The following is a 13,034-nucleotide window of genomic DNA, read 5'->3' as shown; positions in this document are numbered from 1 at the left end:
GCAAACAACCCGACAGCTGCCAGGCGCATGCAGAAAACACATATCATTCAATGAGATACCTATTAACCAAGGGAACCTCATCGAATGCTGGCTGCCGTCGCCCGCTACAAGCTGTTGCTCTCCGGGGCGCTGGCACGCTATTTCCCACGCACCACCGCCTACCTGCGCGCCGAGCGTGAGGCCGGCCTGGTCGAACCGCCTCCCGCCCGGCGCTCGAGCAGGCCCGGCGCCGCCAGTGCCAGGAAGCCGAGCACTCCCCGGAAAAAGGCGCCCGGCCCGAACAAGGCCACCCAGCAGGCCAGCCCCGGCATCTACGGCCCCGCCCCGCTGCCGGTCGCGGATGCGCAGGCTCAAGCGATGCGCGAGCGGGTCGCCGCCGCCGTGGCCGCGAGGGTGATCAGCCCGCCTTCCGAGGAGCAGTGGGCGATGATCCTCTGCCGCGCGCCGGCCACGCGCATCTTCGCCGGCGCCGGCTCGGGCAAGTCCACCACCCTGGTGCTGCGCGTGGTGTTCATGCTCTGTCACCTGGGAATCGAGCCCGGCCGGCTGACGGTGATCTCCTTCACCAACGCCTCCTGCGCCGAGCTGCGCGAGCAGTTGCTGCGGATCCTGGCGTTCTGGCAGCTCCCCTTCGACGCCGCCATGGCCCGGCAAACGGTGCGCACCTTCCACTCGGCGATGGCCGCCCTGGCCCGGGAAGTGCTCGACCAGCCGGCCTGGTTCGAACAGCTGGACGACAAGGCGGGCGGCGAGCCGGACAACCCGTTGACCGGTGCGCGGCTGCGCCCGGCCCAGGCGCGCCTGCTCAAGCAGGCGTATCAGGATTGCTACGACCAGGACCCGCAGTTTCGCCAGCGGGTGCACAGCCTGCTGGGGTTGCCGCCGCCCGCCGACGCAGGCCAGCGCCAGGCGGCCGCCAAGGCGCCCCTGGACGGCTTCAAGCTGGCTGGCGAGCTCACCCCGGCGCCCTTGTACGAGGCCTTCCATGCCCAGGCCGGGTTCATCGAAAGCATCGGCCTGCGCATCGAGCGGCTGCAGCCGGCGGAGCTGTCCGGCGCGGCCGGCGAGCGCACCTTCGTCGAGGCCCTGATCCCGTTCTGGCGCTGCTTCCAGGCCAGCCTGCAGGCCCAGGGCCTGATGACCTTCAACGGCGCCTTCCAGCGCCTCACCGACAGCCTCGCCGCTGGCGCGGCCGACGTCCCGGCCCAGGCCCTGGCGCCCTTCCAGCACCTGCTGATCGATGAGTTCCAGGACATCTCGCCGCAGATCGTGCAGTGGCTGCAGGCCCTGCACCGCGCCCTGCAGCGCCAGAAACAGGCGGTCAGCCTGATGGCGATCGGCGACGACTGGCAGTCGATCTACGGCTGGCGCGGCAGCTCGCCCGAACTGTTCATGGACTTCGACAGGCATTTCCCTGGCCGCGGCCGCTCGAAGCACAGCACCGTGCTCATGCTGGAAACCAACTACCGCTCCATCGAGCCGGTGATCCGCGACGGCGAGGCGGTGCTGGCAGGGGTGGAATTCAATCAGGCCAAGCGCAGCCAGGCGTTCAAGGCCGCGCAGCCGGGCGATCACGGCGTCAGGCTGGTAACGGGCTTCGACCTCAAGGCGCGCCTGCCGGAGCTGATCAAGGAAATCGAGGCGCAGTGCCGGCATGCTGCCGCACGCCCAAGCCGCGAACGCACCGCCGTGCTGGTCCTGAGCCGGCGCAACCAACCCCTGCAGGCCATCCAGGCCCAGCTGGAGCGCAAGCTGCCGGTCAAGGCCTACACCATCCACCGCGCCAAGGGCCTGCAGGCCGAGGTCGCCGTCATCGTCGACGACTGCGCGCCGCCGGAAAAGCACCCGCTGCGCAACGCCCTCTACGCCCAGTCGGGGTTCTTCCGCAACAGCTACGACCAGGCCATGCAGGACGAAAGCCTGCGCCTGGCCTATGTCGCCATCACCCGCGGCGTCAGCCGCGTGCTGTGGTTCACCCGCAAGCCCCGGGGCGCGAGCGAACTGCTGGCGAGGCGGGGCAAGGGCTGAGGCAGGCCCAGATGACCCGTCCAGATCCGCAAAGCCCTCAACCGACGCAGCCCTGCTCGCTGAACCGGACCCGCGCCACTGCACCGTACTTGTTGGCGTAGCTCGCCAGCAGTTGCTCGTCGCGCCACCACCAGCGCTTGGCGTTGGTCATCAGGCCGCGTTTGTATTCGATGCCGTGGGGCAGGTCGACCCAGGGTTCGATGACGCTGCCGTCGGGGTAGCTGAGCAATTCGCTCTCGGCCTCGGCGAAGCCCTCGATGCTCACCCGGCCCTGGCCGCCGGCGAACTCGAAGTCGATCGGCGCCACCTTGGTCGGCAACCACTGGCTGACCAGCTGCGTGCCGAACAGCTCGAAGATGCCGCCGCCGGCCTGGCCGCTGCCGATGGCCTGCAGGGCCTGGCGCTGCTCGGTGTCGGCGCGGCTGTCGAGGTACAGGCAGGCACTGCCCTGGCCCTCCTCGACCAGCCCGGGAAACTTGTAATAGAGGGCGAAGCGCAGGCCATCGAGCTTGAGCTCGGCGAACTGGCCAGTGAGGATGCTCCAGGCGCCCCAGCCCATGCAGCGCCCTTCGCTCGGTCGCGCGTTGAAGTTGCACGGGCAACCCCAGTCGCAGTTGCAGGCGGTGAAGTAGTCCGCCTCGAAGCTCCAGCGAGTCATCTGGCCTCCTCGGCTGCACGCAGCCTTGGCAAAACCGTCCAATCACCTGCCCGCCAACGCCGATACGTTGACTGAACAACTGCCCCCCGCTGACAGAGCAACCACAATCCCGATTTCAGTATAGGAGGTCCCGCTGTCGCCGCAGTGCTCGCGCCAGGCGCTTGGGCGGGCGCTAAGCCGGCTGGCGCTACCCGGGTTTTCGACCATGCTTGCAACGGAGATGATTGCCGAGCTGGGCAATCAGTGGCCCATGCCTCGCCATGGGCCGGCTCGCCCAGGAGGCCTGATGCCTGGAAAGTTGAAGTACTGCGACCTGGTGCTCGCTGCGCTGCTCCTGCTGCCGCTCTTGCTGGCCTGGCCGCGACTGTGGGCCATGCCTGGCGAGGGCGCCGCGCGCTGGCTGGGTTTGGCGGGCCTCCTGGCTGGCGTGGCCGGGTTGTGCAGCCTGCTGGTGACGGCTGCCATGTGCATTCGCTTGCCACGACTGGACCGCTGGCTCGGCGGTTTGCCGCGCCTTTGGCGGCTGCACCGGCGCCTGGGTTTCATCGCCTTCATCCTGATCCTCGGCCACGCCCTGCTGCTCGGCTTTGCCGCCTTGCCGGAGTCGCCGACAGCTGCCACCAAAGTGCTCTTCCCGCCACTCTCGGCCTACCTGATCTGGGTCGGCTGGCTGGCCCTGGCCGTGATGGTGGTGTTCCTTGCGCCAACCTTCCAACTGTCCGAACGCTTTCACTATCAGCGCTGGAAGCGCCTGCACCTGCTGTCTGCGCTCACCTTGCTGCTGGCCCTGCTGCACGCCCTGCCCCTCAGCCCGGACAACCCTGGAGTCTGGCTGCTGATCCTGCTCGCCTGGGCGGCGATCGCCTGGCGCAAACTGCTGGCGCCGACCTTCGCCCGCCAGAACTACCGGGTAACGGCACTGACCCGCCTCGCCCCGGACGTCATGGAGATCAGCCTGCGGCCGAGCGGTGCCGGCATCGCTCACCAGGCCGGGCAGTTCGTCTACCTCACCCCCCGGGAGCCATCACTCAGCGCCGGCTGCGGGGAGGAGCATCCGTTCACCATCAGCTCGGCGCCGGGCGCTGCCGAGCTAACGCTGGGCATCAAGGCCTTGGGCGATGCCAGCCGCGCCCTGCATGAGCTGCCCCTGGGCAGCCAAGTGCAGGTCGAGGGCCCCTATGGCCAGCTGTTCGAGCGCCGGGCACCGGCACGCGCTCAGCTGTGGCTGGGTGGCGGCATCGGGATCGCGCCCTTCGTCAGCGCCGCACGCGCCCTGGCCGGTCCTTCCGGGGCGGCCGGCCACGTCAGCCTGCTGTACCTGGCTGACCGAGCCGAACGGGCCTATTACCTCAAGGAACTGCAGGCCATCGCGGCCCACCAGCCGCGGCTGAGCGTCACCACCCATTACTTTTTCGACTGCGGCCCCCTCAGCGAGGCCTTCCTGCAGGCGCACTGCCCCGACTTTCGTGAGCGCGAGATCTACATCTGCGGGCCGCCGGCCATGCTCCGGCATGTCCAGGCGCTGCTGCGCGCGACCGGAGCCGACCCCAAGCTGATCCACACGGAGGCATTCGAATTCCTATGAACCTCAACAAAACCGCCTACACCGCCCTCGTCGCCTTCGTCAGCGCCGTGCTGACCCTGCTGGCGGCCCATCTGCTCGGAACCGGCGCGCCGCAGCATGCCGTCGCGGCCGACACGCCGCGATTGATCGCTCCGGACGAACTGGCCCGGCATGACCACCGCGACAGTTGTTGGAAGGCCATCGACGGCCTGGTGTACGACGTCACCCGCTACCTCGCCGAACATCCTGGCGACCCGCAACAGACACTTTCCTGGTGCGGTAAGGATGCCAGCCAGGCCTGGCACAACAAGCGCCCGGGCCAGCCCCACAGCGCCAGCGCCTCGCGGCTCTTGCAGCCGCTGCTGATCGGCCGCCTGGCGCCGGAGCAGGCCATGCCCACCGCCGCCACCGGAGCCGCCATTCCGCCGGCCAATGCCGCCTCGTCGCGGCCTTCTGCCAAGGTATTGCTCGGCCTGGCGCCGGGTAGCTACCTCGACGGCATCTACCGCGGCCACTTCTCCGACCGCGGCGAGATGCAGGTGAGCCTGCAGTTCCACCTGCGCGACCATCGGCTGCACGACATCGAGCTGCGCTACCTCGCCTATGCCGGTATCGATTATCTGAAACTGGCCGAGCAGGAGGCGCTCTACCCGGTGCTGCAACAATACCGCCAGGCCATCGCCCACCTGGAAGGCCAGCCCCTGGAAAGGGTCTTCGATCTCTATGAGCCGGCCCAGGTGGTACAGGACTACGATGGCCTGACCGGCGCCACCCTGCGCGGCGCAAAGATCATTTCCGCCGTGCGCGATGCCTTGAATCGCGGGGTCTACCAGTGGCGCTGACCGCCTGGCCGCAGGCGCCTATTCAGGCGCCTCCAGCGCCTGCACCAGCGCCTTGAGGAAGCGCGCCGCCTCGCCGCCGGTGACCGCGCGATGGTCGAAGGTCAGCGACAGCGGCAGGATCGGGTGCACCACCACCTTGCCGTCCACCGCCACCGGCTCGTCGCGGATGCCGCCGGCGCCGATGATCGCCACCTGCGGCGGCACCACGATGGGGTTGGCGTAGCGGCCGAACAGGGTGCCGAAGTTGGACAGGGTGAGGGTCGCGCCCATCATTTCCTGGGGCGGGATGGAGCGCGCCTTGACGTCCGCGCGCAGGCGCGTCGCCCCTTCGCGCAGGTCCTCGGCGCTGCGCGCGCCGACGTTGCGCAGCACCGGCACGAACAGGCCCTCGGGGCTGTCCACGGCGATGCCCAGGTCGAGCTGCTCGTGCTGCTTGATCGACAGGTTCTTGCCGTCGAACCAGCTGTTGAGCACCGGTTCCACCGCGCAGGCCGCGGCGATGGCCTGGGCCAGACGCACCAGCGGGTCGCGGGCCTGCTTCCAGCGATGCAGGTCGGCGTCGCCGACTATGACCACCGGCACCACCTCGGCGTGGGAGCGGGCCATGTTGATCGCCATGCTGCGCCGCACGCCGCGCAGCTTCTCGCCGCCGAACTTGTCGCGGGCGGTCTGGGTGGCGGCCTCGACGTCGGCGCGAGTGATCAGGCCGTCGCTGCCGGTGCCGCTCAGGCTGCCCAGGTCGACGCCCAGCTGGCGCGCCAGCTGGCGCACCGCCGGGGTGGCGCGCGGCGCCAGGTGCTCGCGGGTCGAGGGCGCGGCGCCGACGAAGAAGCTGTCGGCCTGGGCCTCACCGCCGCCCTCCAAGCGGCCGACCACGGTGCCGGAGTCGGCCTCGCCCTCGTAGGCCAACAGCGGCTCGCCGACATGCAGGATGTCGCCCTCGGCGCCGAAGGTCTTGTGCACCACACCATCGTAGGGCGCGGGGATGTCGACGATGGCCTTGGCGGTTTCCACCGAGACCAGCAGCTGGTCGGTCTTCACCGTGTCGCCGGCCTTGACGTGCCACTCGACGATCTCGGCTTCCTGCAGGCCTTCGCCCAGGTCGGGCAGCTTGAAGTATTTCATCGTTGCATCTCCTCGTTGGCCTTGTGCCCGCGTAGGGTGCGCTCTGCGCACCATCGTCCCGCGGTGGGGCTGCCGGTGCGCACGGCGCACCCTACGGTTTGCCTGAGTAGGGTGCGCTCTGCGCACCGTCGTCCCGCGGTGGTGCTGCCGGTGCGCACGGCGCACCCTACGGTTTGCCTGAGTAGGGTGCGCTACGCGCACCGTCGTCCTGCGGTGGTGCTGCCGGTGCGCACGGCGCACCCTACGGTTTGCCGGGGTAGGGTGCGCTACGCGCACCGTCGTCCTGCGGTGGTGCTGCCGGTGCGCACGGCGCACCCTACGGTTTGCCTGGGTAGGGTGCGCTGCGCGCACCGTCGTACCGCCAGTGTTGCCGGTGCGCGGGGCGCACCCTACGGAGGATGCGCCGTGCATGAGGGCGCATCGGCGCGGCGGCGTCTCAGGCGTAGTTCAGTACCGTCTCGCAGGCGGCGAGTATGTCCTCGACACCCGGAATGTAGAGTTGCTCCAGGCGGTACAGCGGCGGTGGAATGTCCGGCGCGGTGACCCGCTGGATTGGCGCCTGCAGGTCGAGCAGGGCCCGCTCGTAGAGGCTGGCGGCGATCTCCGCGCCGACCGCGCAGCTCTTCGGCGCCTCGTGGACGATCACGCAGCGCCCGGTCTTGCGCACCGAGGCCTCGAGGGTGTCGAGGTCCAGCGGCTTGACGCAGGCGACGTCGATCACCTCGGCGGCGATGCCCTGCTCGGCCAGCTGGCTGGCGGCCTGCAGCGTCTCGTGCACACTGGCGCCCCAGCTGATCAGGGTCAGGTCGCTGCCCTCGCGCAGGGTGAAGCAGCTATCGAGCGGCAGGCGCTTGCCGTCGTCGACCAGCACCTGGGGGTTCATCCGGTACAACCGGGTCGGCTCGAGGAAGATCACCGGGTCGGGGTCGTCGATGGCCGCCAGCAGCAGGCCATAGGCCCGCGCCGGCGACGAGGGCATGACCACGCGCAGGCCGGGCACCTGGGCGAACATCGCCTCGGTGCTCTCGCTGTGGTGCTCCGGGGCGCGGATGCCGGCGCCCATCGGCGTGCGCAGCACCATGGGGCAGGTCAGGCGGCCGCGGGTGCGGTTGCGCAGGCGGCTGGCGTGGGACACCAGGTGGTCCAGGGCCGGGTAGATGAAGCCCATGAACTGGATTTCCATCACCGGCTTGAGGCCCTGGGCGGCCATGCCGACCGCCAGGCCGGCGATCATGGTCTCGGCCAGTGGCGTATCGATCACCCGCTTGAAGCCGAAGGCCTCGCGCAGGCCGAGGGTGGCGCGGAACACGCCGCCGTTGACGCCGATGTCCTCGCCGAGGACCACGACATTCTCGTCCTCGGCCATGGCCCGGTGCAGGGCCAGGTTGACCGCCTCCAGCAGGCTCAGCTTCTGCTCACTCATGGCGCTTCTCCTCGCGGCGCGCGGCCCGCTCCCTGAGCGTCTCGCGCTGTTCGGCCAGGGCCGCCGGCCACTGCGCGTAGACGTAGTCGAAGACGCTGTCGACGGGCTGCTCGCCGGCCGCCTCGAAGGCTTCCACGGCCCGCTGCACCAGGCCCTGGCACTCGCCGACCAGTTCCTGCTCGCGCTTCTCGTCCCACACCCCCTGGGCCGCCAGGTAGCTCTGCAGGCGCTTGATCGGCTCCTCCTGCCAGGCCTGCTTGACCTCGGCGGCCGGGCGATAGCGGCTGGCGTCGTCGGCGGTGGTGTGGTCGCCCAGGCGGTAGCTGAGGCACTCCAGCAGCACCGGCCCCTTGCCCTGGCGGGCGCGCTCCAGGGCGCTGCCCATGCGGTCGTAGACGGCGAGGATATCGTTGCCGTCCACCTGCTCGCCGTGAAAGCCCGCGCCGATGGCCTTCTGCGCCAGGGTCGGGGCGCCGCACTGGATGCGTCGCGGCACCGAGATGGCCCACTGGTTGTTGTTGACCACGAACACCACCGGCAACTGCCAGGCGCCGGCGACGTTCAGCGCCTCGAGGAAGTCGCCCTTGCTGGTGGCACCATCGCCGCAGGTGGTCACCGCCACCCGGTGCTCGCCACGGATCTTCATCGCCGTGGCCACCCCGCAGGCATGCAGGGCCTGGGTGGCGATCGGCACGCACAGCGGGAAATCCTGCCCCACGGCCGGATCGACGTAGGCACTGCCGCGCTCGTCGCCGCCCCAGTAGAGGAGGATTTCCTCCATCTTCACCCCGCGCATGACCTGCGCCGCGGTGTCGCGGTAATAGGGCACCAGCACGTCCTCGGGGCGCATCCGCGCGCCGATGGCCACGCCGATGGCCTCCTGACCGACGGTCGGCGCGTAGGTGCCGATGCGCCCGGTGCGCTGCAGGGCCACGGCCTTCTGGTCGAACAGGCGGGTCAGCACCATCTGCCGGTACAGGCGGATCAGCAGGTCGAAGTCGTCGGCCCAATCCGGCAGCGCGCCGACCAGGCCGCCATGCGGATCGAGGTAACGGGTGTAGGGCAGTTTCAGACTCTCAGGCATGCGAAACCTCCTCGGCACCTGGTAGGTGGTTGAGCGGCACCCGCCGCTCGTGGCGGCGGGCTGACCCGGGGCACCGCCGGTAGGCGGGCATCCCGCTCTGTCGCAGGGCGCTCGGCGCGCCCCCTCAGCGGCCGTACAGCAGGCGCTCGGCCAGGCTGTCGGCGACCCGCGCCGGCGAGCGATTCTCGGTCTCGGCGTGGGCGTAGATTTCCGTCAGGCGCTCGCTGATCTTGGTCAGGTGCGCGGTAATGGTGGCCAGGCTCGCGCCACGGTGCTGCAGCGCCACGTAGATCAGCCCGCCGGAATTGATCACGTAGTCCGGCGCATAGAGGATGCCGCGGTCCTGCAGGGTGTCGGCGACCTCCGCACTGGCCAGCTGGGTGTTCGCCGCCCCCGCCACCGCGGAGCAGCGCAGCTGCTGAACCGTCTCGGCGTCGAGGATGCCGCCCAGGCCGCAGGGCGCGAGGATGTCGCAGGGCGTGGCGAGCAGGGACTCGCTGGGCACCGCCTGGGCGCCCAGCTGCTCGACCGCCAGCTGCACCCGGCCGGGGTCCAGGTCGCTGACCAGCAACTCGGCGCCGACCGCGTGCAGCTGCTCGGCCAGGGCATAGCCGACGTGGCCGAGGCCCTGGATGGCCACGCGCAGGCCCGTCAGGTCGTCGCTGCCCAGGCGGGCCAGGGCGGTGGCGCGAATCCCGGCGAACACGCCCATGGCCGTGTGCGGCGAGGGGTCGCCGCCGCGGGTGGTGCTGGTGACGTGATTGGTGTGCTGGGCGATGCAGTCCATGTCGGCGCTGGAGGTGCCGCTGTCCACGGCGGTGATGTAGCGCCCACCCAGGCTCTCGATCATGCGGCCGAAGGCCTCGAACAGCGCGCCGCGATTCGCCACATGGGCCGGGCGGATGAGCACCGACTTGCCGCCGCCCTGCTCCAGGCCCGCCAGCGCCGCCTTGTAACTCATGCTCCTGGCCAGGCCGATGGCGTCGCGAATGGCGCTCTGCTCGTCGGGGTAGGGCAGGTAGCGGCAACCGCCGAGGGCCGGACCCAGGCGGGTGCTGTGGATGGCGATCACCGCCTTGAGCCCGGTTGCCGGGTCCTGGGCGAGGTGCAGTTCCTCCAGCCGCGAGGCTTCCATCATGGCGAACATGCTGTGGCTCCTTGGGCTCGCGACGGCGCGGCGCTCGATCCGCTTGCCGCTCCGCCGAGCATCGTCGTTATCGCCAGTATAGGCAGGCCCTCCGCAGGCGCCGGGGCAAGCCGACACAAGACTGGACGCCAGCGTCCTGGCCGGCTACAAACCAGTGATTCGCCGAGGTGACCATGAGCCCCCGCCAATCCTGCCTTGCCTGCCTGGACCGTGAGCCGCCCGCCCTGTTCGAGGCGGCGCTGTGGATTGCCGCCGAGCACGACCCGGCGCTGCAGCCGCAGCTGCTGCTGCGCGAGCTGCACTCCTTGCAGCAGCTGGTGGCCAACGGCCTGCCCGACCTGCCCGCCCGGGAACTGGCGCAGCCGCTGCTGCGCCGCCTCAACGAGCTGGACTTCCACGAGGACGACGCCAGCCCGCCACAACCGCGGGGCGCCCTGCTGCACCTGGTGCTGCGCCAGCGCCGCGGCCAGCCGCTGTCGCTGGCGCTGATCGCCCTGGAGCTGGCCCGGCGCCTGGAGATCCCCCTGCAGGGGGTGAACTTCCCCGGACGCTTTCTGTTGCGCGTGCCGGGGGCCGACCACCTGCTCGACCCCTGCGGCGGGCGGCGCCTGTACACCCGCGATTGCCGCGAGCTGCTGCTGCGTCAGCTCGGCGGCCACGCCGAACTGACGGCCGCGCACCTGCTGGGCTGCGACGCCGGGGCCATGCTGCAGCGCCTGTCGCGTAACCTGCGCCAGCTGCATCAACTCAACGACGACCCGCTGGCCGCCCTCAAGGATGCCGAGCGGGTGCTGCAACTGGGCCCGCCGAGCGTCGCCGACCACCTGGCCCGCGCCGACCTCTACCACCAGCTGGACTGCCCCCAGGCCGAACGCTTCGACCTGCAGCGCGCCCTGCTGCTGTGCGATGAGCCGGCCCAGCGCCTGCAGCTCGGCGAGCGCCTGCGTCGGCTAAGCGCCAGCCCGGCGCTGCACTGACGCCGCCGCGCCGGGTGACGCACGAGAAGGAGCCCGCGATGCCGGCCCGGCCGCCGATCAGCCTGTGGATGGAGCAAGCCGACCCGCCCGCGCCGACCCGTGCGGCGCTGGCCGGCAGCCTGGAAGTCGACGTGGCGATCATCGGCGCCGGCTACACGGGCCTCTGGACCGCCTACTACCTCAAGCGCCAGGCGCCCACGCTGCGCATCGCCCTGCTTGAGGCCGAGTACGCCGGCTTCGGCGCCTCGGGGCGCAACGGTGGCTGGCTGCTGGGCGGCCTGCTGGGCGAGGAACGCCTGCTCGGCGACCTGCCGACCGAGCGCCGCCACGCGGCCTTCGAGCTGCTGCACGGCATTCCCGACGAGGTGGCGACGGTGCTGCAGCGCGAGGGCATCGCCTGCGACTACCGCAAGGGCGGTGTGCTGCACTGCGCGGCGCGCTATCCGGAGCAGGCCGGGCGCCTGCGCACCTGGCTCGACGCACTGCTTCGCCTGGGCCTGGGCGAGGCCGACTACCGCTGGCTGACGCCGGCCGAGCTGAACCGGCAGCTGCGCCTCAACGGCGCGCTCGGCGCCATCTACAGCCCGCACTGCGCCACCCTCCAGCCGGCCAGGCTGGTCCGTGGCCTGGCCCTGGCGGTCGAGCGCCTGGGGGTACGGCTGTTCGAGCAGAGCCGGGTCAGCCACTGGCAGCCGGGCCTGCTGCGCACCGCCCAGGGCGAGCTGCAGGCCGACTGGATAGTGCCGGCCGTGGAGGGCTATGCCGCCGAACTGCCGCCTCTGGGCCGCTATCAGCTGCCGGTGCAGAGCCTGATGGTGGCCACCGCGCCCCTGCCGCGCGCGCTGTGGCAGGAGATCGGCCTGGACCGCGGCCAGGCCTTCGCCGAGTTCAGCCGCCAGGTCACCTACGGCCAGCGCAGCGCCGACGACCGCCTGGTGTTCGGCGCCCGCGGCGGCTACCGCTTCGGCGGTCGGCTGCGCCAGGACTTCGCCCTCGATGACGGGGAAATCGGCCTGCGCCGCGAACTGCTCGGCGAGCTGTTCCCGCAGCTGCGCAATGTCGAGATCAGCCATGCCTGGGGCGGCAACCTCGGCATGGCCAGGCGCTTCCAGCCGCACATGCTGCTCGACCGACAAAGCCGCATCGCCCTGGCCGGCGGCTATGGCGGCGAGGGCGTGGGCGCCAGCAACCTGGCCGGGCGCACCCTGGCCGACCTCATGCTCGGCCGCGCCAGCCCCCTGACCGAACAACCCTGGGTGCTCGCCGGGCGGCCGCTGACCAGCCTGCGCGCCTGGGAGCCGGAGCCCTGGCGCTGGCTCGGCTACAACGCCATCGCCAACAGTTTCCGCCACGAGGACCGGGTGCTGGCGAATCCGCGCAGCCCGGCCTGGCGCCGCACCCTGGCGGCCCGGCTGGCGGACTTCATGGAACGCCTGATGGGCTGATCGGGCGCCGGGTGCGCCACCCTGGCGCGGACAGTCGTAGGGCAAGGCAGTCCGACCGTATCGATTTCGATACGTCGTAACGAAATCGACACAAAAGCGACGCACACCTGCCAAACCGCGACATCAGCGGCTCCTGCCCGTCGATTCGGCTCGCACCTATCCCAGCCGTATTGATTTCAATACAGAACATCGGCACACCACTTCATATGCCGAACGTTAACTTATTGATTTTATTGATTTTTTTATCAATGGCACTACCCTTGCTTAGTCTTCTGCCAGATGGCTCGCTGCCCGGCACGAGCGCCCCGATCACGCCCGCAGCAGAAACGGGCGAACCCGCCCACTTGAGGAGTTCACATGAGCGAATTGCGTTTTACCGTCGATCACGAATGGCTGCGTCAGGATGCCGATGGCCTGGTTACCGTTGGCATCACCGCCTATGCCCAGGAAGCCCTGGGTGACGTGGTGTTCGTGCAGCTGCCGGAAGCGCAGGGTTATGCCCAGGGCGACGAAGTGGCCGTGCTGGAGTCGGTGAAGGCCGCCAGCAACATCGCCATGCCGCTGGACGGTGAAATCGTCGAAGTCAACGCTGAGCTGGAAGGCAGCCCGGAGCTGGTCAACGAAGACCCGCTGAACAAGGGCTGGTTCTTCCGCTTCCGCCCCACCGATGCCAGCGCTGTCGCCGCCCTGCTCGACCAGGACGCCTACCAGCGTCTGCTCAAAGCCAACGACGAAGCCTGA

11 protein-coding genes are annotated in these 13,034 nt (G+C 70.0%); 6 read left to right on the top strand and 5 right to left on the bottom strand.

Annotated features, from left to right (window positions below; translation table 11 throughout):
• Positions 1-84: 84 nt before the first annotated feature.
• Positions 85-2,028, top strand: a complete 1,944-nt coding sequence (locus LPB260_RS09880) for a DEAD/DEAH box helicase (protein WP_208708550.1) — start codon at positions 85-87, stop codon at positions 2,026-2,028.
• 37 nt (positions 2,029-2,065) lie between these two features.
• On the opposite strand, the gene LPB260_RS09875 is transcribed toward LPB260_RS09880, so the two are convergent.
• Entirely contained in the window at positions 2,066-2,686 is a 621-nt protein-coding gene (locus LPB260_RS09875) for a DUF1326 domain-containing protein (RefSeq protein ID WP_208708549.1), read from the bottom strand.
• Positions 2,687-2,972: 286 nt separating this feature from the next.
• On the opposite strand from LPB260_RS09875, the gene LPB260_RS09870 reads away from it, so the two are divergent.
• Together LPB260_RS09870 and LPB260_RS09865 are read left to right on the top strand one after the other, a co-directional pair.
• Entirely contained in the window at positions 2,973-4,271 is a 1,299-nt protein-coding gene (locus tag LPB260_RS09870; protein ID WP_208708548.1) for a ferric reductase-like transmembrane domain-containing protein, read from the top strand.
• Complete coding sequence (locus LPB260_RS09865; RefSeq protein WP_208708547.1) at positions 4,268-5,092, top strand: cytochrome b5-like heme/steroid binding domain-containing protein; 825 nt, start codon at positions 4,268-4,270, stop codon at positions 5,090-5,092. The genes LPB260_RS09870 and LPB260_RS09865 overlap by 4 nt, the downstream gene beginning before the upstream one ends.
• Positions 5,093-5,110: 18 nt before the next feature.
• Here LPB260_RS09865 and LPB260_RS09860 read toward each other — a convergent pair whose 3' ends face one another.
• The 4 genes from LPB260_RS09860 to LPB260_RS09845 all read right to left on the bottom strand — a co-directional run bounded on the left by LPB260_RS09860 (position 5,111) and on the right by LPB260_RS09845 (position 9,871).
• Complete coding sequence (locus tag LPB260_RS09860; RefSeq protein WP_208708546.1) at positions 5,111-6,217, bottom strand: dihydrolipoamide acetyltransferase family protein; 1,107 nt, start codon at positions 6,215-6,217, stop codon at positions 5,111-5,113.
• Positions 6,218-6,653: 436 nt separating this feature from the next.
• Entirely contained in the window at positions 6,654-7,640 is a 987-nt protein-coding gene (locus tag LPB260_RS09855) for an alpha-ketoacid dehydrogenase subunit beta (RefSeq protein WP_208708545.1), read from the bottom strand.
• A complete protein-coding gene (pdhA, locus tag LPB260_RS09850) occupies positions 7,633-8,724 on the bottom strand; it encodes a pyruvate dehydrogenase (acetyl-transferring) E1 component subunit alpha (RefSeq protein WP_208708544.1) in 1,092 nt (363 codons plus the stop codon). The genes LPB260_RS09855 and pdhA overlap by 8 nt, the downstream gene beginning before the upstream one ends.
• A gap of 124 nt (positions 8,725-8,848) precedes the next feature.
• Complete coding sequence (locus LPB260_RS09845; protein ID WP_208708543.1) at positions 8,849-9,871, bottom strand: Glu/Leu/Phe/Val dehydrogenase dimerization domain-containing protein; 1,023 nt, start codon at positions 9,869-9,871, stop codon at positions 8,849-8,851.
• A gap of 173 nt (positions 9,872-10,044) precedes the next feature.
• Between LPB260_RS09845 and LPB260_RS09840 the strand changes: the two genes are divergently transcribed.
• The 3 genes from LPB260_RS09840 to gcvH all read left to right on the top strand — a co-directional run bounded on the left by LPB260_RS09840 (position 10,045) and on the right by gcvH (position 13,034).
• Positions 10,045-10,848 (top strand): SirB1 family protein, encoded by an 804-nt coding sequence (locus tag LPB260_RS09840; RefSeq protein ID WP_208708542.1) that lies wholly within the window; start codon positions 10,045-10,047, stop codon positions 10,846-10,848.
• Between the two features lie 38 nt (positions 10,849-10,886).
• Positions 10,887-12,293 carry an FAD-binding oxidoreductase gene (locus tag LPB260_RS09835; protein WP_208708541.1) on the top strand — a complete coding sequence of 469 codons (1,407 nt, stop codon included), beginning with the start codon at positions 10,887-10,889 and terminating at the stop codon, positions 12,291-12,293.
• Between the two features lie 357 nt (positions 12,294-12,650).
• Positions 12,651-13,034 (top strand): glycine cleavage system protein GcvH, encoded by a 384-nt coding sequence (gene gcvH / locus LPB260_RS09830; protein WP_208708540.1) that lies wholly within the window; start codon positions 12,651-12,653, stop codon positions 13,032-13,034.

The sequence above is a fragment of the Pseudomonas sp. LPB0260 genome (assembly GCF_013388395.1).
The sequence above is the reverse complement of the archived record's forward strand: the minus strand, read 5'-3'. Positions and strand labels throughout refer to the sequence as shown.